Origin of the sequence: Leisingera sp. ANG-M1 (assembly GCF_000813745.1) — a bacterium.
Lineage (GTDB): Bacteria > Pseudomonadota > Alphaproteobacteria > Rhodobacterales > Rhodobacteraceae > Leisingera.
Genome location: NZ_JWLC01000026.1, coordinates 15,755 through 37,182 on the forward strand (window position 1 = coordinate 15,755; position 21,428 = coordinate 37,182).

General features: G+C 63.4%; 13 protein-coding genes and 1 pseudogene. 11 read left to right on the top strand and 3 right to left on the bottom strand.

Going from position 1 to position 21,428, the window contains the following annotated elements; all coding sequences use genetic code 11:
- The first annotated feature begins 1,000 nt into the window (after positions 1–1,000).
- From RA19_RS27725 to RA19_RS21350, 10 genes are all read left to right on the top strand, one after another.
- Positions 1,001–4,510, top strand: coding sequence for a type VI secretion system contractile sheath domain-containing protein (locus tag RA19_RS27725; protein WP_342586093.1), 3,510 nt, complete (start codon positions 1,001–1,003; stop codon positions 4,508–4,510).
- Between the two features lie 64 nt (positions 4,511–4,574).
- A complete protein-coding gene (locus tag RA19_RS21310) occupies positions 4,575–6,686 on the top strand; it encodes a type VI secretion system Vgr family protein (protein ID WP_039166706.1) in 2,112 nt (703 codons plus the stop codon).
- Positions 6,687–6,696: 10 nt separating this feature from the next.
- On the top strand, positions 6,697–7,305 hold the full coding sequence (locus RA19_RS21315) for a DUF6931 family protein (RefSeq protein WP_039166854.1): 609 nt from the start codon (positions 6,697–6,699) through the stop codon (positions 7,303–7,305).
- Positions 7,306–7,321: 16 nt separating this feature from the next.
- On the top strand, positions 7,322–7,624 hold the full coding sequence (locus tag RA19_RS21320; protein WP_039166709.1) for a PAAR domain-containing protein: 303 nt from the start codon (positions 7,322–7,324) through the stop codon (positions 7,622–7,624).
- Between the two features lie 8 nt (positions 7,625–7,632).
- A complete protein-coding gene (gene tagH / locus RA19_RS21325; RefSeq protein WP_039166711.1) occupies positions 7,633–9,102 on the top strand; it encodes a type VI secretion system-associated FHA domain protein TagH in 1,470 nt (489 codons plus the stop codon).
- Between the two features lie 45 nt (positions 9,103–9,147).
- Entirely contained in the window at positions 9,148–10,488 is a 1,341-nt protein-coding gene (gene tssK, locus RA19_RS21330; RefSeq protein ID WP_039166715.1) for a type VI secretion system baseplate subunit TssK, read from the top strand.
- A 14-nt stretch (positions 10,489–10,502) separates the two neighbouring features.
- Positions 10,503–11,939, top strand: a complete 1,437-nt coding sequence (tssL, locus tag RA19_RS21335; protein WP_039166717.1) for a type VI secretion system protein TssL, long form — start codon at positions 10,503–10,505, stop codon at positions 11,937–11,939.
- Positions 11,936–15,508 carry a type VI secretion system membrane subunit TssM gene (tssM, locus tag RA19_RS21340; RefSeq protein WP_039166719.1) on the top strand — a complete coding sequence of 1,191 codons (3,573 nt, stop codon included), beginning with the start codon at positions 11,936–11,938 and terminating at the stop codon, positions 15,506–15,508. The genes tssL and tssM overlap by 4 nt, the downstream gene beginning before the upstream one ends.
- On the top strand, positions 15,508–16,188 hold the full coding sequence (gene tagF / locus RA19_RS21345) for a type VI secretion system-associated protein TagF (RefSeq protein ID WP_039166721.1): 681 nt from the start codon (positions 15,508–15,510) through the stop codon (positions 16,186–16,188). Before tssM ends, tagF begins: the two co-directional genes overlap by 1 nt.
- A complete protein-coding gene (locus RA19_RS21350; protein WP_052261981.1) occupies positions 16,188–16,910 on the top strand; it encodes a PP2C family protein-serine/threonine phosphatase in 723 nt (240 codons plus the stop codon). Before tagF ends, RA19_RS21350 begins: the two co-directional genes overlap by 1 nt.
- A gap of 81 nt (positions 16,911–16,991) precedes the next feature.
- On the opposite strand, the gene RA19_RS21355 is transcribed toward RA19_RS21350, so the two are convergent.
- Entirely contained in the window at positions 16,992–19,172 is a 2,181-nt protein-coding gene (locus RA19_RS21355) for a serine/threonine protein kinase (RefSeq protein ID WP_039166723.1), read from the bottom strand.
- 74 nt (positions 19,173–19,246) lie between these two features.
- Complete coding sequence (locus RA19_RS21360; RefSeq protein WP_039166727.1) at positions 19,247–19,822, bottom strand: OmpA family protein; 576 nt, start codon at positions 19,820–19,822, stop codon at positions 19,247–19,249.
- 182 nt (positions 19,823–20,004) lie between these two features.
- On the opposite strand from RA19_RS21360, the gene RA19_RS21365 reads away from it, so the two are divergent.
- Positions 20,005–20,847, top strand: a complete 843-nt coding sequence (locus RA19_RS21365) for a M15 family metallopeptidase (protein WP_039166731.1) — start codon at positions 20,005–20,007, stop codon at positions 20,845–20,847.
- Between the two features lie 16 nt (positions 20,848–20,863).
- Here RA19_RS21365 and RA19_RS27255 read toward each other — a convergent pair.
- Positions 20,864–21,428 (bottom strand): annotated as a pseudogene (locus tag RA19_RS27255) (hypothetical protein); the annotation flags it as partial.

Here is a 21,428-nt window from a genome sequence, read left to right on the forward strand (position 1 = left end):
GCCTGAGGATGCGGCGCCTGAGGATACTTCGGGCGGTGTGCTGGACGCTTTGCGCGAGGCCGCGCCCGGGGACCAGCCTGCGGAGGATGCCTCGGCAGGTGTTCTGGAGGGCTTACGGTCGGCGCCCGTGGCGGAGGCGGAGCCGGAAGATACCTCTGCGGATGTGCTGGCAGACCTGAGCGCTGCGGTCCCGGAGGACACGGAACAGCCGGATGAGGCTGCCGGTGCGCTTGCGTCGCTGACAGCGGTGGAAGTTGCGGAGACTGTTGAAGAAGACACCTCGGCCTCTGTGCTGGAAGGGCTGGCACAGGCGGATGCGCCTGAGGCAGAGGCGGAAGACACTTCGGGTGAGGTGCTGGCCGGCCTTGCGGCGCAGGAACCAGCGGAGGAGGACGCCGGGGATGCCTCAGGTGCCGTTCTGGACGGGCTGCGGTCGGCAGAGCCTGTTGAAGAGGACGTTGAGGACGGGTCTGCAGATGTGCTTGCGGGTCTGAGTTCCGCCGCGCCGGAGGAGTCGGAAGAAGCAGATGCCGCGGGTGAGGCGCTGGCCTCTCTTGCTGCCGCGGAGGTGCCGGAAACGGAAAAGGAAGACCAGACCGGCTCGGTTCTGGAGGGGCTGGCGCAGGCGGATGTGCCGGAGCCGGCAGAGAGGGATACTTCCAGCGAGGTGCTAGCGGGCCTGGCTGCGCAGGAGGTTCTTGAGACGGAAGACGGCGGCGCTGCCGAAGCTGCCCTTGATAGCCTGTCGGCTGTTGAGGTGCAGGAAGCTGAAGCGGAGGATCACTCCGGGGTGCTGGATGCGCTGGCAGAGACCGAAGTGGCGGAGGCGGAAGACACCGCAGCGGCGGAGGCTTTGGAAAGCCTGGCTGCAGTGGAGATTGAGGAGCAGGCGGAAGAGGATCATTCCGGCGTTTTGGATGGGCTGGCAGAGCAGGCACCTGAAGAAGACGCGGAAGAGGATGCTGCGGGGGCGGCCCTGGAGAGCCTTGCAGCCGCCGAAGTGCCGGAGGCTGAAGAGGGAGAGGATCACGCCTCGGTCCTGGACGGGCTGGCCGAGGTCGAGGTTGCGGAAGAGGACGATGGAGCCGCCGAGGCCGCGCTGGAGAGTCTGGCGGCAGCTGAAGTGGAGGAGCCGGAGGCGGCAGATCACTCTGGTATTCTGGACGGTCTGGCGGACCAGGCGCCGGAAGACGATGCCGGGGATGACACCGCTGGCGCGGCCTTGGAGAGTCTGGCGGCCGCTGAGGTGGAAGAGGCGGCTGAAGAGGATCACTCGGATATTCTGGAAGGCCTAGCAGATCTGGACCTGGACGGGGATGCAGCCGAAGAGGAGGATGTCTCCGGTGTTCTGAGCGGGCTGGCGGATGCGGAGCCTGCGGAAGAGGACGAAGACACAGCCGCTGCGCTTGAGAGTCTGGCGGATGCCGCAGTGGAAGACGCGGCTGAGGAAGACAGCCTGGACGATGTCCTGGGCGGGCTTCTCGACGAGGCACCGGAAGAGGAAGATGCCGTCACCGGCGCGGAGGAAGCACTGGAAAGCCTGGCTTCGGTGGAGATTGAGGATGCGGCAGATGACGGCTCGGACGATGTCCTCGAAGGGTTGCTGGAGGGGAGTCTGGAGGAAGAAGAAGACGCTGGTGAGGACCTGACAGCAGTTTTGGATAGCCTTGAGGCGCCTGAAGAAGAGGATGATTCGGATGCCTCTGACGGGATTCTCGCCGGGCTTGCAGAGGAGGAGCCCGAAGGGGATGCAGAAGAGGGTAGCGATCTTGACTCGATCCTTGGTGGTCTGGATGCGGTTGAAGAGGACGGCGAAAGCGATGATCTGAGCGCTGCGCTGGATACGCTGGTCGCGTCGGCTGAGGAGGAAGAGGACGACAGTGGTTTGGACGGCCTGCTGGCGGACCTTGGCAATGGTGATCCGGTAGACGCAGAGGAAGATGAGGCCGAAGCAGAAGAACCTGGAGCGGAGACAGGCCTGGACGATTTGCTGGCCAGCGGCGAGGGTGCGGAAGACGCGGATGATCTTGATGCTCTCCTTGGGGATTTGGACGAGGCGGACGCCGGGAATGACTTAGATGCGTTGCTGAGCGAGCCGGTACGCGAGGCGGCAGACAGTGATAGCGGTCTGGACGATCTGCTGGGCGAGCTGGACAGTGATGAGGATGAAGCGGCGGCCGCTGAAGCTGCTGAGGAAGACAGCGGGGATGATCTGGACGCTTTGCTTGGCGGGTTGGAAGAGGATGACAACGCCGGCGATGCGGATGGGGACGATTTGGACAGCCTTTTGGGCGGACTGGATGACGAGGAAGCTGGCGGAGATGAAGACGCCAGCCTGGATGAGCTGCTGGGCGACCTGGGCAGCGATGAGGATGCCAGCGATCTGGACGACCTGCTGACCGGGCTTGGCGAGGAAGCGGAGGCCGAGGAAGCGGCGGATGCGGAGGGGGCCGAAGATGACCTCGATGCGCTGCTGGGCGGTCTGGGGGACGCGGACTCGGATCTGGACGATCTGATGGGCGATGACAGCGGCGACCTCGACCTGGACGATCTGCTTGGCGATTTGGGCAGTGAAGACGAGGAGGCCGCCGGCGATGCTGGCGGCGACGATCTGGATGCGTTGCTTGGCGATCTGGACAGCGCTGAAGAAGACACTGGCGATCTGGATGCTTTGCTGGGGGATCTGGACGACGGCAGCGAAGAACCCGCGGCGGCTGAGGCGGCCGGAGCAGGGGGCTCGGAGGAGCCGGAGTTTGCCTATGGCACCATGAGCGCTGACCGGCCCGAGCCGCAAAAGCTGGAGCGCAAACGGTTCCGGCTGGCGGTGCTGGGGGATTTCTCTGGCCGCGCGGCCAAGGGGCAGCTGGAGACCGGCGATGAGCTGGCGGCACGCAAGGCGATCCTGCTGGATCCGGACACGGTCGAGGATGTTATCGAGAGCTTTGCCAGCGAGCTGGTGCTGCCGATCGGCAAGGACGGCGCCGGGATTGCAGTGAAGCTGGAGGATCTGGACGGGCTGCACCCGGATGAGCTCTATGAAAACGTTGAGTTGTTTTCCGAGCTGGTGGGCCTGCGCAAGCAGCTGCAGAGCGGGGCGACGGCGGATCATGCGGCAAATACCCTGAAGGCCTGGGCAGAGAAATTTGGCACCAAGGCGCGGGCGCCCAAGCGGACCTCGGCCGGGAACTCGGTGCCGGCCGATAGGCGGCTGAGCGCATTTCAGCAGCTGATCGGCGATACTGGAAATACGCTGCGCGAGGCCTCGCCGGTGGACGACTTGCTGGCGCGGGTTGTGGGGCCGCATATCCGGGCGCTGCCGGATCCGGATGTGGCGGCGATGCAGAAGGCGGTGGATGAGGCGCTGGCGGATGCGATGCGGCTGGTGCTGCATCATCCGGAGTTCCAGTCGGTGGAGGCGCAGTGGCGCTCGCTGGATCTGATGGCGCGCTCGATCGAGGCGGACGATACGCTGGATGTGATGCTCTATGACATCTCGGCAGAGGAGCTGGCCGCAGATCTGGCAGCGGAGGAGGACCTGTCTAAGACCGGTTTTGTGCGGCTGCTAACCGAGGAGCCGCTGGATGAGGAAAACGGCCGCGGTGGCTATTCGGCCTTGATCGGCATGTATCAGTTCGAGGAAACCCCGCCGCATGCTGAACTGCTGGGCCGCATCGCCCGGGTAGCGGCGCATGTGGATGCGCCTTTCTTCGCATCGATTTCGCCGGAGTTCCTGAAGACACCCAAGCCCGAGCGGGCCAAGCTGGTGGCCGAGGCCTGGGACACGCTGCAGGGCATGGCCGAGGCAGGGCATCTGGGGCTGGTCAGCCCGCGCTTCCTGCTGCGCCGACCCTATGGCGAGAAAACAGAGCCCTGCTATGAATTTGATTTCGAGGAGTTCACCGAGAGTGAGGGGTTGCGCGGTATGCTCTGGGCCAACCCGGTGGTGCTGGTGGCGATCCTCTTGGGGCGGTCGTTCTCGGAGAACGGGCCGTCGCTGCAGCTGGGCAAAATCATGTCTTTGGGCGAAATGCCCTATCATTATGTGAACGACAAATTCGGCGACCAGGTGGCGCTGCCCTGCACAGAGCGCAATATCGATCTGGACAAGATCGCGCTGGCGCAGGAGCGCGGCTTTATGGCGGTGAGCGCAGTTAAGGGGCGCGACGAGGTGCGGCTCACGTCCTTCAACTCGTTGAAGGGCAGTGAAATTCTCGGACCCTGGACCGGCCTGCCGGCACCCGAGCCCTCGCCGCCGGATCCGCGCGGGCTGCCGAAGCCCAAGCCGCCTGCAGGCGGTGAGGAAGATGATGACTTAGATTTGGATTTGGGCGGAGATGATGACGATGATCTCGGCCTGGATGATCTTGATCTTGGAGGCGATGATGGTGATGACGGGGGCCTCGACGATCTGGATGACCTTTTGTCGTCGTTTGGGGATGACGACGATGATGACGACGACGGCGATGACGAAATGGATGCGGAGCTCGCCGCGCTTTTGGATGATTTATGATGCGAATGTTTGAGAACACTGCCGGTGATTTCCGGCCCGGTTCCCTTCGCGGAAAGGAGGAGCCATGGTTGTAAGCAAGGGCCATGAAAACGACCTCGCCTGGATGTCGGGGACATATTCCACCGACGGCCTGATGATGAGCCGGGCGATTGTGCGCGAGGGGCTGAGCAAGCTCACAGAAACCACAATCGAATTTGCGGCGACCAAGAAGCAGCCCAAGCTGGAGGATCTGGTCGGCAAGCAGATGAATGTGCACGTGATGCGCCAGAAGACGGAGCATCAGTTCAATGGCATGTGTGTTTCGGTCGAGTATCTGGGCTTCCGCAACGGCTATGAAATGTATGTAGCCGAAGTGCGCCCCTGGTTCTGGATGCTGACGCGGACCGCCGATTTGCGGGTGTTTCAGGACAAGACCACGGTGGAGATCATCAAGCAGCTGTTCGGGGAATACGGATTCAGCGATTTCTCGGACAAGCTGAGTGATTCCTATGAGAAGCGGGAGTATTGCCTGCAGTACCGCGAAAGCGACTATGCCTTCTTGTGCCGGCTGATGGAGGAAGAGGGTATTTACTTCTACTTCGACAGCGTTGCTGGCGACACCGCAATTGAAAAGCTGGTGCTGTGCGATGGTGTCGGCGGCCATACCCCGATCAAAGGCGGGGCGGATGTCGAGTTCCACTCGCGCGACGACAGCGACCGGCGGCGCGAGGAGCATATCTCGGAATGGGCCAAGGATGAGCGGATCACCCGGGGCAAGGTCACGCTGAATGACTTTGATTTCCTGACGCCCTCGGCAGACCTGAAAGCGACGTCTTCGATTCAGAAGGGCAAGCATTCCTTCAAGGATTACGAAGTCTACGATTACCAGGGCCACTACCGGAAGAACTCGGGCCTGGGAACCAAGCTTGCCCGGGTGCAGATGGAAGCGGAAGCGATCAAGCATATTGCCTGGCGCGGGGCCTCCAGCGTGCCGACGCTGGTGACCGGCACGACCTTCACCATGAAGAAGCACCCGGTGGCCGAGAACAACAAGGAATACCTGGTCATCAATGCTGAGCACCACGTCAAAGTGGCGTGGGATTATGGCGAGCGGGAAAGCCAGAAAGCCAAACAGACCGCGGCCAAGGGCGCGATGCGGCGGGATATCAAGGCGAAGAACATGGATGTGCCCGAGGAGATGGAGCACGATGTCTACGCGTCGACCTTCTCGGCCATTCTGAAGGCGGATCAGTACCGGGCGCCGCTGGTGACCCCCTGGCCGGAAGTGCAGGGGCTGCAGACTGCCACCGTGGTCGGCAAGAGCGGCGAGGAGATCTGGACCGACGAGCACGGCCGGATCAAGATCCAGTTCCATTGGGACCGGGAGGGCAAGAAAAACGAGACCTCGTCCTGCTTTGTGCGTGTAGTGACGCCCTGGTCCGGCAAGAACTGGGGTATGGTGGCCATTCCGCGGATGGGCCAGGAGGTGGTCATTCAGTTCGAGGACGGCAATCCGGACCGCCCGATCTGCACCGGCATGCTTTACAATGCTGAAACGATGCCGCCTTATACCTACCCCGACGATCAGACCCAGCTGGGGATCAAGACCAACTCCTCAAAAGGCGGCGGCGGCTACAACGAGCTGATGTTCGACGATAAAAAAGACAGCGAACTGATGCGGGTGCAGGCCGAGAAGGATCACCAGATGCTGGTCAAGGACCGCTCGACGGTGACTGTCGGCATGGATGCACCGGACCCTGAAGTCACTTCGGCGGATGAAAAGAGCTATGTCTTCACGGTGCAGCAGCACATGACTGAGACCGTGCACCAGGGCGACCGCACCGAAGTGGTGGAGACCGGCGACAAGTCGGAGAACATCCAGACCGGCAATATGACCCTGGACGTGGATACCGGCAACCTGACCGAAACCATTGCGCAGGGCAACCACACGGAGACTGTGTCACTGGGCAATCTCACCGTGGATGTCACCGCGGGCAAGATCGCCATGAGCGCCGGCCAGGAGATCAAGCTGACCGTGGGCGCCTCCTCGGTCAAGATCGACAACTCGGGTGTGACCATCAAGGGGCCGATGATCAAGATCGAAGGCACTGGCATGGTTGAGGCCAAAGCGCCGATGACCACCGTCAAAGGCGACGCGATGCTGACCCTGAAGGGCGGCCTCACGATGATCAACTAGGTGGTGCATGATGTCGGCAAGATTTGAAAAGCTGGTGAAAATGCCTGCCGATCCGGTAGCCAAGCTGCTGTCGCGGGCAAATGTCATCCTGAAGACACCGCTGGAGGCGCCGCCCACGGCGCAGGCCGGCGTGGTGCTGGAGGAACTCGACCGCAAGGGCGCCCTGGTTGATCTGTTGCGGACGCTGGCAGTTTTGCTGCCTGCGCGGGAGCGGGTGTGGTGGGCCTGCCTGGCGGCACGCGACTATATCGGGCCGCGCTCGGACAAGGACCCGGCCTCGCTGACGGCGTCGGAGGCCTGGGTGTTTGAGCCCACCGAGGAAAACCGCGACAAGGCGCGGATCACCCTGGACCATGCCTATGTGGATGATGACACGGTGAATTGCGCGCTGGCGGTGCTCTATGCGGCCGGAACGCTCGGACCCGGAGAATTGAATCAATATCCTGCCCCGGCGGGGGCATCGGAGGCGGCGGCCTTTGCCATGAATATGGTGGCCTTGGGTCAATTGTCTGATAAGTTTGAAGAACACGGCGGCGTTCTGGTTGAACGGGCGCTGGATATTGCCCGCGGGGGCAAGGGACAAGTCATCGAAGTCCCGCTCCACGCAGCGCAGGAATAAAGGGAGGATGTAAGTTATGGGAATGCCACAGGCCCGGGTAACGGATCTGCATGCCTGCATGCTGCCCTCCACACCGCCGCCGCCGGTGCTTCCGGTTCCGACACCGATCCTGCCGCCCTGTGCGGTGACCGTTCTGGTCGGCAAGCTGCCGGCCGCGCGGCTGGGGGACATGTGCACCGCCGCGCCCTCGCCGCATCCGATCATCAAAGGCTCGGCAACGGTTCTGATCAACAACATGCCGGCCGCGCGGATACTCGACAACACAGCCTGCGGCGGCATGGTCGTCAAAGGCGAATTCACTGTGCTGGTGGGAGGATAAACCCAGGCATGGGCGTGACATTGAAATTCCAGAGCTCGGGCGCGATGCCCGGCGATGCGGCCCCTGTTCCGATGCGGGGGCCGAGCCTCACCGTGGGGCGCGGTGCCAGCTGCGACCTGGTGCTGCCGGACCCGGACCAGATGCTGTCTCGCAACCACTGTGTGATCGAGGATCACAACGGCAATGTGGTGGTGGTCGATCTGAGTTCAAACGGCACGTTTCTGAACTATTCCAAGATCCCGCTAGGGCGCACGCCGACGCCGCTGAACAACGGCGATGTGCTGTGCATCGGCAACTATGAACTGGTGGTGGAGATCCGCGACGATCTGGCCGATGTGGACATGATCGCCGCCCCCGCAGCGCAGGCGCCGGTTTCGCCCGGGGTGGCCGCCAATGCGCCCGATCCGCTGCAGCTGCTGGAGGATGCAGGGCCGGGTGGCGATTTCCTGGATGATCTGCTGGGCGAGGGGCCGACCGGGCCTGCGCAGCTGAATCCAGTTGATCCGATCGACGAGCTGCTGCCGCCCCTGGGCGAGGAGGAGGACCCGTTCTTCCAGAAGGCCAGCGACGGGCGTGAGGGCGAGGGCGCAAGCTTGCCGCATCACAACCCAAGCGCCTCGGACGGGTTTGCGGCACCTGCATCGCAGGCCAGCACGATCCCGGATGATTGGGATGATGAGTTCCTGTCGGGGATCGGCGAGCCGGAAACACCTGTGCCGCAGCCCGACCCGCAGCCGGTTGCACCACCGCGCGAGGTTCCGGCGCCGCCGCCGGAAATGCCGCCTGCCGCGCCGCCGCCCGAGGCGCCGCCAGCGCCGCCGCCGGAGATGCCTCCGGTTGAAGATGCGGCGGTGGAAAAAACCGTGGCGCCGGCAGCCCCGCCTTCGGCGGAAGCGCAGGAGGCCGTGGCGGCGTTCCTCAACGGCGTGGGTGCCGAGGTCAGCATTGATCCCGCCGACCAGGCCAGCACCATGGGCCGCATGGGCCGGGTGATGCGGACGCTGGTCACGGGCTTGCGCGAAATCCTGATGACACGCACCTCGATCAAATCCGAGTTCCGGATTGAGCAGACGATGATCTCGGCCGGCGGCAACAACCCTTTGAAATTCTCGATCACGCCGGAACAGGCGATTGAGGCGATGGTGCGCCCTGCCACCAAGGGCTACCTGAGCCCCGAGACCGCCGCCGAGGAAGCGCTTAAGGACATCAAGGCGCATGAGGTGGCGATGGTCACCGGCATGGAGGCGGCATTGAAAGGCGTGCTGAAACGCCTCGATCCCAAGGCGCTGGAAAGCCAGATCGAGACCAAGGGCGGCTTCAGCGGCCTGCTGCGCGGCAAGAAGGCCCAGTACTGGGATGTCTACGAACAGCTTTATGCGGAGATTTCCGACCAGGCTGAGAATGATTTCCACGACCTGTTCAGCCGCGAATTTGCGCGCGCCTACAAGGACCAGCTGGACAGGCTGAAGGACGGATAAGCGTGCGCGCTTCTGGCGCGTGCCTGCAAGTGAGAGGAGATCCCGGTGTCCTGGGACAGTAAGGTACTTTGGACGGAGGGGCTGTTTCTGCAGCCGCATCACTTCCAGCAGTCCGACCGCTATAACGAAGCGCTGGTGGCCGGGCTGGCGCGGCGGCTCAGCCCCTATGCCTGGGGCGTGAACGGGCTGGAGATCGACCATGAGGCGCTGAAGATCGGCCAGTTTGCGGTCAAGTCCTGCGAGGGGCTGACCCATGACGGCACGGTGTTCCGGGTGCCGATGGCGGACCCGCACCCGCCGGCGATGGAAGTGCCGACTACGGTGAAGGACTGCATCGTCTACCTGACCGTGCCGCAGCGGCGCCAAGGCGCGACCGAGGTCGACCTGAGCGGCGCCGAGCGCTCGGCCAGCCGGCTGCGCCCGGACAAGGTGGAAGTGACCGATGTGACCTCGACCGAGCGCAAGCCGGTGGAACTGGATGTCGGCAAGATGCGCCTGCAGTTCGCGCTGGAGGTGGACGATCTGGCCGACCTGCTGGCGGTGCCGGTGGCGCGTATTATCGAGGTGCGCCCGGACAAGGAAATTGTGCTGGATCAGTCCTTTATCCCGTCCTGCCTGGATATCCGCGCCTCAATGGCTCTCAGCGGTTTTCTGCGCGAGCTGGAAGGGCTTCTGGCGCACCGGATGGAGGCCCTGGCGGGCCGCCTCTCGGAGGCAGGCGGCGCCCGCGGGGTGGCGGATGTGTCGGATTTCATGCTGCTGACAGTGGTGAACCGGATGCTGCCGCAGGTGCGCCATTTGCGGAATATCGAGAACCTGCACCCGGAGCGGCTGTTCACCATCTGCACCGGGCTGGCGGGTGAGCTGGCGGTGTTCATGTCGACCGAAAAACAGGCGCCGGAGTTCCCGCCTTATACGCACGACAACCTGATGGAATGCTTTGCGCCGGTGATCCGGGTGCTGCGCCAGTATCTGAGCTCGGTGCTGGAGCAGACCGCGATCCCGATCAAGCTGGAAGCGCGCAAATACGGTATCTCGGTGGGGGTCATTGCCGACCGCAAATTGCTGGGCAACGCAGGCTTTGTGCTGGCGGTCAGCGCCGATATTCCGGCTGAGGACGTGCGCAAGCATTTTGCCGGCCAGGCCAAGATCGGACCTGTCGAGGAAATCCGCCAGCTGGTGAACTCGGCGCTGCCCGGGATCACCCTGCGTCCGCTTCCGGTGGCGCCGCGGCAGATCCCCTATCATTCCGGCGTGGTATACTTCGAGATGGACGCGGACAGCCCCTATTGGCGCAAGATGACCACCTCGGGCGGCATCGCAGTGCATGTGTCGGGGCAGTACCCGGGGCTCAAGATGGAGCTGTGGGCGATCCGTAATGCGTAAGGGAAGGCGTTGAAATGGCTGATTATGACGATCCCTTTGCCGAACCTGGGGATACCGACAAGACGGTGATCAAGCCGAACCCGGGCGGGCGGCGCACGGCCACTCCGCAGGTGGAACAGCCGCAGCAGCCAACCGCCCAGCCGGTGGCCGAGGAACCCGTTGCGCCGCAGGAGCCGGGGCTGGATGCCTATGGCGTGCCGCAGGCGGCAGCGCCGAAGCCGCAGGCCGCGGCGGGCGGGCCGAAGGCGCCGAAGATGGCGCTGACGGGGATGAATCAGCTGACGGCTTGCGCTTCGACCCTGTTTGCGCTGATCTCGCGCATCCGCAACCGGGCGCAGCATATGGATCCGGACGCCTTGCGCAAAAGCGTGGTGGCCGAGGTGCGCGCGTTTGAGAACCGTGCGCTGCAGGCGGGGATTGCCGCGCAAACGGTGAAAATCGCGCGCTATGCGCTGTGCGCGACGCTGGACGATGTCGTGCTGAACACGCCCTGGGGCGGGCAGTCGTCGTGGGGGCTGCAGTCGATGGTGGCGACCTTCCACCGCGAGGTGGTCGGCGGCGACCGTTTCTATGACCTGCTGGCACGGCTTGAGAAGGAGCCTGGCAACAATATCGACATGCTCGAGTTCCTCTATATGTGCCTATCCTTGGGGTTCGAGGGCCGTTTGAGGGTCGAGCAAGGCGGTTCCGAGAAGCACCTGCAGATCCGCGGTGCGCTGGCCCGGATCATCCGCAACCAGCGCGGGCCGGTGGAGCGTGATCTGTCGCCGCATTGGGAAGGCCTGGTGAAGCCGTTCAAGGCGCTGTCGGTCTGGCGGCTGGTGTGGATCACCATGGCCGCGACTTGCGTCATTCTTGCGCTGCAGTTCCTCGGCCTCAGCTGGCTGCTGTCGAACCAGACCGAGAATGTGGTGGGGCAGCTGACGATTGTTGACTCCGGCCCCAAGGTGGAGCTGGAACGGCGCGCACCGCCGCCGCCGCCGCCGCCGCCTGCACCGACGACCGAGGAACAGGTTGCCAAGGTTTCGGGTTTCCTGGAGCCGGAAATCAAGGAAGGCATCGTGCAGGTCTTCCAGAAGGGCAATACGCTGATCATCCGGCTGACCGGCTCGGGCATGTTCGGCTCGGGTTCCGATCAGCTGAGCAAGGCGTTCCGCTCGCCGGTGAACCGGGTGGCCGAGGCGCTGAATGATGAAAAGGGCAAGATTATCGTGGCAGGGCATTCGGACAATATCCCGATCCGCTCGTCGCGCTTCCCGTCGAATATGGCGCTGTCGCTGGCGCGTGCGAAATCGGTGATGGCCGGCATGGCCAAGGTGATGACGGATCCGGACCGGCTGTCGGCCGAAGGCCGCGCTGACAAGGAACCGATTGCAGATAACAGCACCCGCGCAGGCCGGGCCAAGAACCGCAGGATTGAAATCCTTCTGGTTCAGGAGGTTGAAGGATGATCCGCCGTTATATCTTCCCCTTGTTCCGGTCGATCTATACCGTTCTGCTGATCCTGGCAGCGGCACTGTCGGCCTGTGTGTGGTTCTTTGCACCGTTCATCGGCAGCGAGGACTGGCGTCCGTTTGACTCTGTGATGTCGCGGGTGATCACCATCGGGGTGATCTTCTTTCTGTATTTCCTGATCATCGGCCTGATCTTCTGGCGCCGCCGCCGCAAGGACAAGGAGATGACCGAGGAGATGGCTGAGGCCGTCGACACCTCGGAAGATGATGTGCTGTCCGAGGAAATCGGCGAGCTGCGCGGCAAATTCAAGGATGCAATGAAGGAGCTGCGCAAGTCCAAGGGCGGGCGGCGGCATCTGAACGATCTGCCCTGGTACATCATGATCGGCCCGCCGGGTGCAGGGAAAACCACAGCGATTGTGAACTCCGGCCTGCAGTTCCCGCTGGCCGAGAAGCTGGGCAAGGCCGCGATTGGCGGCGTTGGCGGCACCCGCAATTGTGATTGGTGGTTCACCAATGACGCGGTGCTGATCGATACGGCGGGGCGCTATACTACCCAGGAAAGCGACGCCGAGGCGGATAATGCGGCCTGGCTGGGGTTCCTGGGCCTGCTCAAGAAATACCGCAAGCGGCAGCCGATCAATGGTGCGCTGATCGCGATTTCGCTTTCGGATCTGTCTTTGCAGGATGAAATCACCCAGAAAAGCCACGCCGCCGCGGTGCGCCGCCGTCTGGCCGAGCTGCGTGAGAAGCTGGGGGTGCGTTTTCCGGTCTATGTGCTGTTCACCAAGGCAGACCTGATTGCTGGCTTCCAGGAGTTCCATGACAGTCTTGGCAAGGAAGACCGCGAACAGGTCTGGGGCTTCACGCTGCCTTTGCCCAAGGGCAAGAAGGAACAGCCGCCAATCGCCGGGTTTGATGAGGAATTCGGGCTGCTTCTGGGCCAGATCAACGCCCAGCTCTTGGAGAAGATGCAGACAGAGACCGATCATCAGCGCCGGGCGCTGATTGCCGGTTTCCCGGCGCAGGTGGCTTCGATGCGCGGGGTAGCGCGGGACTTCCTGATGGAGGTGTTCCAGGACAACCGTTATGAGCAGCGGCAGATGCTGCGGGGGATCTATTTTACCTCCGGAACCCAGGAAGGCACGCCGATCGACCGGCTGATGCTGGGCATGGCGCAGACCTTCGGCATCGGGCGGCAGGCGATTGGCACCGGCCAGGGCACCGGCCGGTCGTTCTTCCTGACCCGGCTGTTCGAAGGGGTGATGTTCCCCGAGGCCGGGCTGGTTTCGGCCGACGACAAGGTGGAGCGCCGCTACCGCTGGACCCGGCGGATTGCCATTACTGCAACCATTCTGGTGGCGATTGGGATGGGGGCGCTTTGGGTGCGGTCTTATCTCAAGAACACCGATCTGATTGCGACGGCGGAGGGTCAGGTCTCCAGCTATCAGGTTGCTGCGGCGCAACTGCCGCCGAGCCCGATTGGCGATACCGACCTGGTGCCAGTGGCGGCTGCGCTGAACAATCTGCGCGACATGCCAGGCAACCCGGTGCTGTCCGACCCCGATCCGGACCGGGCTATGACTTATGGTCTGTATCAGGGCGAGGTGATCGGCACCCAGGCCGCCCAGACCTACCGAGCGGCGCTGAACCAGCGCCTGCTGCCGCGGCTGCTGGTGCGGCTGGAGCAGCAGATCGAGGGCAATATCAACAACCCCGATGCGCTGTATGAGTCGCTGAAGATCTACCTGATGCTGGGCCTGCAGGGGCCGATGAATCAAGATCTGGTCAAGGAATGGATGCGGCTGGACTGGGAGCGGATCGCCTATCCTGGCATCGCTCGCAACCAGCTGCGCGCCGACCTGATGGATCATCTGACCGCACTGCTGTCGCAGCCGATGGAAGAGATTGCGCTCAACGGCCCGCTGATTGCCCAGGCACAGAACCTCTTGTCGGAAATGCCGCTGGCGCAGCGGGTCTATAACGGCATCCTGAATTCGCAAAATGCCACCAGCCTGCCGAAGTGGCGAATTACGGATGTGGGCGGGCCGTCTGTGAAACGGGTGCTGGTGAGAAGCTCGGGCAAGCCGCTGAACGATGGCATCGAAGGCATCTTCACCTTTGACGGCTTCCACAATGTGTTCCTGCCCGAAGCGGTCAGCGTCGCCGAGCGGGTCCACCGCGAGGCCTGGGTGCTGGGCGAGCAAAGCGAGGCGACGCAGAACGAAGCTGCGCTGCTGAAACTCAGCCGTGACGTTCTGGACCTCTATTACAACGATTTCATCAGCCGTTATGACCAGATGCTGGGCGATATCGACATCATCCCGCTAGAGTCGCTGTCCCATGCGGTGGAGGTCACCAATGTGCTGTCAGGGCCGACCTCGCCCATCGTCAACATCCTCACCGAGGTCAGCAACGAGACCCGGCTGAACGAGGATAAATCGGTGCTGGATGCGGGTACGCTTGCTGCCGGTGCCCAGAACGTCGCCGCGATTGAGGCGCGCTCCAACCTGTCGATCCAGGGGCAGATCCTGCTGGAAGCGCTGGTCGGCTCGGCCACCAATGCGCCGGGCCAGGCGGCCAAGCCGCCGGGGGCCTATGTGCAGGAGCGGTTTGAATGGCTGTACAACCTGGTGAACCGGCCCGAAGGCCAGCCTTCGCAGCTGGATGACCTGATGGGGCAGCTGCAGCTGGTCTATCAGGAGCTGAACAAGATGTCCTTCTCGGGCGTGGCTTCGGGCGGGCAAAGCGGCCAGGCGCTGCTGCAGTTCCAGCAGACCGCCAGCCGTATGGGCGGGCCGCTGCCCCGCTGGGCGACGCAAATCTCGGCGGGCTCTTCGGGGATTACCTCGGAAGGCACCCGGGCCTCGATCAACGCGCGCTGGCAGTCCACCGTTCTGCCGTTCTGCGAGCAGGCGCTCAGCAACCGCTACCCGTTCAACCGTGCGGCCCGGGCCGATGTGGCAATGGCGGATTTTTCCAAGCTGTTTGCGCCGGGCGGCATGATCGACGGGTTCTTCAATGATCAGCTGCTGAAGTATGTCGACACCCGCAGCCGCCCCTGGACCTGGAAGCGCGTCAACGACGTGGAACTGGGCATCAGCCAGGCGGTGCTGCAGCAGATGCAATATGCAGCGGAAATCAAGGAGGCGTTTTTTGCCAGCGGCGCCCAGCCCGCGGTGAATTTCCAGATCACCGTCAACGCGCTGGACCCCAAGGCCAAGGAGGTGCTGCTGGAGATTGACGGCACCAAGGTGGCCTATAACCACCGCTCTGGCGCGCCATCTCCGGTGGCGGTGACCTGGCCGGGCTCGGTCGGGCTGGCGCGGATCACCCTTTTGCCCAAGAAGCGGGACGCCGAGAACGTGATGTCGCGGGACGGGCCCTGGGCCTGGTTCCGGCTGCTGGATGCGGCTGAAGTGCGCCGCACCAATGTCTCGGACCGGCGCCGGGTGAATTTCCGCGTTGGCGGGCGGCTGGCGCTGTTCGAACTGCAGTCCGGGTCGGTCATCAATCCGTTTGCCCTGCCAGCGATGGCGAAATTCAGCTGCCCGAAGTCGATGTGATGGCTGGCTTCGGCGCATTCGGTAAGATGCCCTCAGTTGGGGATTTCTTCCGGCTGAGCCCTCCGGGCGGGTTTGTGCGGGTTTGGGATGCGTGGCTGCAGCAAGTTATGCTGGAGGGGCAGGGGGCCTTTGGTCCGGGCTTTGACGCACATTACATGTCGGCGCCGATCTGGCGGTTCACTCTGCCTGCGGGCCTGGCCGGTGCGGGCAAGGTGATGGGGGTGATGATGCCCTCGGTCGACCGGGTGGGGCGGCGGTTTCCGCTGACGCTGATGGCGGCCCTGCCGACGCCCGGGCCTGCAGCTTTGGATCACCTGAGCGAGGGCGCGCTGTTTGAACGGCTGGAGGATGTGGCGCTGGATGCACTGGAGGACACGATGACCAAGGACGGACTGGCAGAAGCGCTTGCGGGTATTCCGGTGCCGGATATGCGGGCGGTGGCACCCTTGCGGGCGGCCGGTTCGGCTTTGGTTCTGACCGGCGCACAGGGGGCCGAGGCCTTGCCGCCTGCGCTGGCGGGCGAGCTGCTGGAGGCGCGGCTGTCCGGCTGCAGCCTGTGGACGGCGGTGCTGGACGGGGTGCCGCGGATGATGGCTTGCCCTGGCTTGCCGCAGGGCGGTGGCGCTTTGGGATTGTTTGATCTGGGCGCGCCGGTCTGGAGCGAGGCACGGCCGCTATGATGAACCCGCTGCGCAAATACCGCTATACCGCGCAGACCCATGTGGGGCTGAAGCGCAAGGTCAACGAGGATGCGGTGCTTGCGCTGCCGGAGCATGACATCTGGCTGGTGGCCGATGGCATGGGCGGCCATGCGGCGGGCGATTTCGCCAGCCGGCTGATTGCCGATGCGGTGGCAATGATCCCGCTGGGGCTGGACCCGGCTGCGCGGATGCATGCGCTGCGCGACGCGATCCAGAACGCGCATAAGGCAATCCGCGCGGAGGCAGAGGCCCGCGGCGGCGGCACCATCGGCTCGACCGTGGCGGCGCTGATCATGGCGAACCAGCATTTTGTCGGTCTTTGGGCCGGAGACAGCCGGATTTACCGGTTGCGGGACGGCCATATCGAAATGGTGACCGAGGATCACTCGGCGGTGGCGGAGTATGTCCTGGCTGGCAAGATGACCTGGGACGAGGCCGACCAGCATCCTCAATCCAACGCCATCACCCGTGCAGTGGGGGTGGGAGAGGAGCTGGAGATTGACAAGGTCCGCGGCGGCACCGAACCGGGCGACCGGTTTCTGATCTGCTCGGACGGGCTGACCAAATACGCCACCTTCCAGATTCTCGAGGACGTGCTGGGCAGCACCCCGCTGGAGACCGTTGGTGACCGGCTGATTCAGATCGCGTTGACCGGCGGCGGGGCAGACAACATCACGGTTGTCGTGGTTGACGTGATGTAGGGCGCCGTTTTCCGGCGCAAAAAACGACCCGGAAAACACATGCTTTCCGAGCCGGGTTTTTGCAAAGTTCCGATTTAACGGTCAGGGCTTGGCGGTGACCAGGATGCGGCTGTCCAGAGAGCGGATGCGGCTGGAATCGGCCTCGTAGCTGGCCTGCAGCGCCTCGGCAAAACCAACTGCGCTTTCCGAAGTCGGGCGCATGCCGTCAAACAGCGGTTCGGAGGAGTGCAGCACCACAACCTTGCTCTTGCCCAAAGTGCTGTCGTCCACCTTGAAAGCGATGCCGCCATTGTCGGCGGATTCCTCCAGGCTGTAAGCTACCCGTACCGGTACCGTGCCGGATGCGCCGCTGCGCAAGGTGGCAACTGCATTGTCCGAACGCGAGATATTGGGCAGCAGATGGAAAACATTGCCGGACACGTCCAGGATTGACACCGTCAGGTATCCGTCTGTCACGTCATTGGGCAGCACCACGTCTATGACCGGGTTTTCACCGACAAAGAAACGGCCCGAGGGGTTCGGTTCCACGGTGGTGCCGCCGACGGCGAATTCAACTTCAGCACCTCCGGACGGCGCTTTGGGCAGGTGCTGCTCCACCACGCAGAGCGAGTCGTTCAAAACCTCCACGTCCAGCACCACCTGGCGTTCATGCGCCAGCGCCCGCAGCGCGTCGAACAGCTGCAGCCGGGTCGATGTGCTGGCCACCCGGCCGCTGATCAGGATCGGGTCGCTGGGTGCATAGCCGTCGTAGTGGCCATTGCCGTCGCGCACCAGCGGCCCGCAATCGGCGAAGGTCTCCATGATTGACTTGACCTCGGCCACCGGCAGCATCGGAAGCTCGAAACGGATCTCGGCCTTGCCTTCCAGTGCGCCGGGCAGGCCATTGCGGAACATCTCGTTCAGCATTTCGGCGACATTGGTGTCGTCGGTTGTACCGGTCAGGCGGGCTTTGTTGTTGCTGATCACCAGGCGCCATTCGCGCAGGCCCTCAAGCGGTTGCACGGTTTCCAGAACATCGGTGCCCCAGGTTTCGGCAATCGCACCGCTGGCCAGGGTCAGGTCCGCGTCCTGAGACAAGGCCAGCAGCGCATCTCTTGTGGTTTCGGACGGAACATTGCCGACAATTTGCACCGGCCCGCCGGCAGGTTTTTCGGCGATCAGAGAGAACGGGCGCGCTTCCGGGTAGCTGGGCCCGATGAAGCTGTCGAGCATGCCGGTGAAATAGGCGCCTGCGCCGCCGCCGCCAAGGAGCAGAAGAACTGCCAGCGCGGCCCACAGGCCGCCGTGGCCGCCTTTCGTCTCTGCGGTCGGCTTGGGAGCCGGTTTCGGAGAGGGAGGCGGCGGTGCCGGCGGCTTGCTGGTCTGCGGTACGATGATGGTGGCATCTTCAGCCGGGGCGTCCAGCACATCGGCCAGGCTGCCGCCGCTCAGACCGTCATCGGGTGCGTCCAGAAACGCCAGCACTTCGCTGGCGCTTTGGAAACGGTCGTTTGGATCCGGTGCGCACATCCGCTCAATCAGAGTCTTCAGCGGTTCTGGCAAGCCATCGGTATCCAGGGGTTTCTGCTTGTTTTCAACCACTTCCATCGGGTTGGCACCGAGCTTGGGCGCCGCGCCGCGGAAATTAGCCAAGAGCAGCGCGCCCAGCGAATAGATGTCGGAGCGGGCATCGGTGTCGCCGCTCATCTGTTCGGGCGCGGCATAGGAGTATTTGCCGGCAAATTCATTGCCGACAATGGTTTGCGCGCCTGGGTTGGTGTCCTTGGCGATGCCGAAATCGATGATCACCGCCTCGGCCGGATCGCCGCCGCGCAGAATGATGTTGTCGGGGCTGAGGTCGCGGTGCACAATGTTGCGGGCATGGGCTGCCTGCAGGCCTTGGGCCACCCGGCGGCAGATCACCAGCAGGTCCTCGGCCGCCATCGGCCCTTGTTTCAAGCGCTTGTCGAGGCCGGGGCCGTCGACATAGTCCATCAGCAAGTAGATATGGCCGTCCGGCGTGCGGTGGTTCTCGGAATAGCGCACCACCGCGGCATGGCGGATCTCGCGGATATTCTCCTCGCGTGCCATCAGGACGGTGAAATCCTCGTTGGCGGCGAGTTCCTGTTTCAACACCTTCAGAGCCACCAGGTTGCCGGAAATCTCCGAGCGGGCCTTGTACACATCGGAGGTGCCGCCACGGCCCAGCAGGCATTCGATCCTGTAGGTGTTGTTGAGCAGGTCACCCGGCTGAAACAGGTCGCCAGGGCGCGATTCAAGCATGTAGTTCTCCCTGGCCTGTCACTGTGCGGGCCTTCGTCTTGCAGACTGTCATCCGGCGCGGTTCCGGGCCGGGCTTAGCCCAGAGCCTGGAATTCGACGCGGCGGTTTTCATCGGCGCGGGTGTTGTTCTGATTGTACGGCGCGGTTTCGCCCATGCCGATCGCCTTGAGCATATCCTCGCGCACGCCGCAGGAGCTGATCAGGTGGCGGCGCACTTCCTGTGCGCGCAACAGCGACAGGCGCTCGTTATAGGCCGCCGAGCCGGAGCTGTCGGTATGGCCGATAATCTGGAACACGGTGCCGTCCAGCGCTTTCATCGAGGCGCACATATTGGCCAGCTTGGGCTCCTGATCGGCACGCAATGCAGCGCTGTCGAAATCAAAGGAGATCTGGATGTTGATCTGCGCCTGCTGGGCAACCGGCGTGTATTCGGCCGCGGCGGCCGCCACGGTTGCGGTTTCCTCGGCCGGATCCTCGGCTGCGGTTGCGCTGCTTGGCACAATCACCAGGCCGCGTGTCTTTTGTTTTTTGAAGGCTTCGGTGATTTCTTCGACCGACAGTTCGCCGCTATTTGACTGCGCGTGCGCCAGCGGAGCGAAAATCAGGCCTGCACCCAGAACACTTGTGAAAATTCCTTTCAGGCGGATCATGCTCGGCGCCCTCCCCTACCGTTGCAACATGACTGCCAGTCTATACCAGCCCCCGCAGCCTGCCAATGGCGGCCGCAGTCAAGCGTCGGAAAAAAACAAGGAGTTTCCGGCAAGTTGTAATCAGGGGGTTTACTGCTGCGCGGGTAAGCATTGAAATGGACGCACTGCGCAGGGGAGGTTTCATGCGGGTTCTACCAGCTGTCATTGTCGCCATTGGCCTGGTGCTGGCCCCGGCTGTCTGGTTCGGGCTCAGCTGGCTGCTGAGCGAGGAAGATTACCAGGGCGCCGGCGGGGTGGATTCGACCGCGCGGATCGAAATTGAGATCCTGCGCCAGCAGGTTGAGGACCTGCAGGCCCGGATGACGGATTTGCAGAATGAAGTAGCCAGCCTGCCCGCCGGAGGGGCAGGCGCGGGCGGCCCTTTCACTGATGACGCGGCCGGCGAGGCCGCAATCTGGAACCAGACCGGCGGCGCTAATCTGGACTATGCCCAAGTTGTGCTGATTGCCGACCGGCTGAATGTGAACCGCGGGCTGCGGGTGACCGGCGGCAAGTATCTGACCGAGAAACTGGGCCGGCCGCGCGAGGATCTGAATGATACCTGCCAGCCGATGACCAATGAGAACCTCAAGGAGAAGCTGGTGACCGAACAGGTCGGGCCGATCCGGGTCAGCATGCTGCGCCCGGCAATCGAGAGCCTGAAAGTGGTGTTTGAGAACATCCGCCAGGCCGATCCTGACCTCTATGCCCGGATCAACACGGCCGGGGCGCTTTGTGTGCGCCGGATCCGCGGCACCACCAATTCGCTCTCCACCCACAGCTACGGGCTGGCGGTTGATTTGAACATTGATGGCAAGCTGGACAATTTCACCGATGGCAAGACCCAGCTGGGGCTCACCATCATGGCGGATTTCTTCTATGATCAGGGCTGGGTCTGGGGCGCCGGGTTCAGGCGCGAGGACAGCATGCATTTCGAAATCAGCCGCCGCCAGCTGGATCAATGGCTGGCCGACGGGCTGCTTTAAGGCCTGGGCGGCAGGGTTATGCCGATCTCAGCAGAACCTTGCTGGAATCGATTGCTGCGGCAATGCGCTGAAATTGCACGATAGAGCGTGCGGGCGAGTTTTCGGCTGACCGCAACAGTTTGGTTTGAGCGTTTTCCAGCACCGCAAGCGCCTGGGCCGTTGCCGTGGCCTTGCGTTCCGGGGCGACGGCAACAACCGGCCTGCGGGATTTCTGAGTGCCGTTAAGGGTCCGGGCCTTGCCGCGCGGCCTGGCAGGGTCACGGTTTTCCCGGGCGATCTGCCGGAGATCCTTTGCCGTGTCCAGCAGGATCTGGCGCACTGGCGCATGACCGGGCAGCCTGGCCATTTCCTTAGCCAAGGTCTCGAAACGCTCGGCCAGGCAATCGATGAGATAGGGGCCGACAAGGCCGCAAAGATCCCGGAAACCTGAGATGCGGTCTGCGACCTCGTCAGCAGTCCTGACGCGGTTCGACAGAGTGCGGCGGCCGCCTGATCCGCCAAAGGCGTTGCCTTGCCCTTCTCCGCCGCGGCCGGCTTCGCCGCCTCCACCGCTTGAACCAACGCCGCCGTCACCGCCGCCG

What these genes read in the sequence shown, in the direction of transcription:
- RA19_RS21310 (WP_039166706.1), top strand. Translation starts at nt 4,575, where the DNA reads ATGGTTGTAAGCAAGGGCCATGAAAACGACCTCGCCTGGATGTCGGGG.
- RA19_RS21315 (WP_039166854.1), top strand. Translation starts at nt 6,697, where the DNA reads ATGTCGGCAAGATTTGAAAAGCTGGTGAAAATGCCTGCCGATCCGGTA.
- RA19_RS21320 (WP_039166709.1), top strand. Translation starts at nt 7,322, where the DNA reads ATGGGAATGCCACAGGCCCGGGTAACGGATCTGCATGCCTGCATGCTG.
- tagH (WP_039166711.1), top strand. Translation starts at nt 7,633, where the DNA reads ATGGGCGTGACATTGAAATTCCAGAGCTCGGGCGCGATGCCCGGCGAT.
- tssL (WP_039166717.1), top strand. Translation starts at nt 10,503, where the DNA reads ATGGCTGATTATGACGATCCCTTTGCCGAACCTGGGGATACCGACAAG.
- tssM (WP_039166719.1), top strand. Translation starts at nt 11,936, where the DNA reads ATGATCCGCCGTTATATCTTCCCCTTGTTCCGGTCGATCTATACCGTT.
- tagF (WP_039166721.1), top strand. Translation starts at nt 15,508, where the DNA reads ATGGCTGGCTTCGGCGCATTCGGTAAGATGCCCTCAGTTGGGGATTTC.
- RA19_RS21350 (WP_052261981.1), top strand. Translation starts at nt 16,188, where the DNA reads ATGAACCCGCTGCGCAAATACCGCTATACCGCGCAGACCCATGTGGGG.
- RA19_RS21355 (WP_039166723.1), bottom strand. Translation starts at nt 19,172, where the DNA reads ATGCTTGAATCGCGCCCTGGCGACCTGTTTCAGCCGGGTGACCTGCTC.
- RA19_RS21360 (WP_039166727.1), bottom strand. Translation starts at nt 19,822, where the DNA reads ATGATCCGCCTGAAAGGAATTTTCACAAGTGTTCTGGGTGCAGGCCTG.
- RA19_RS21365 (WP_039166731.1), top strand. Translation starts at nt 20,005, where the DNA reads ATGCGGGTTCTACCAGCTGTCATTGTCGCCATTGGCCTGGTGCTGGCC.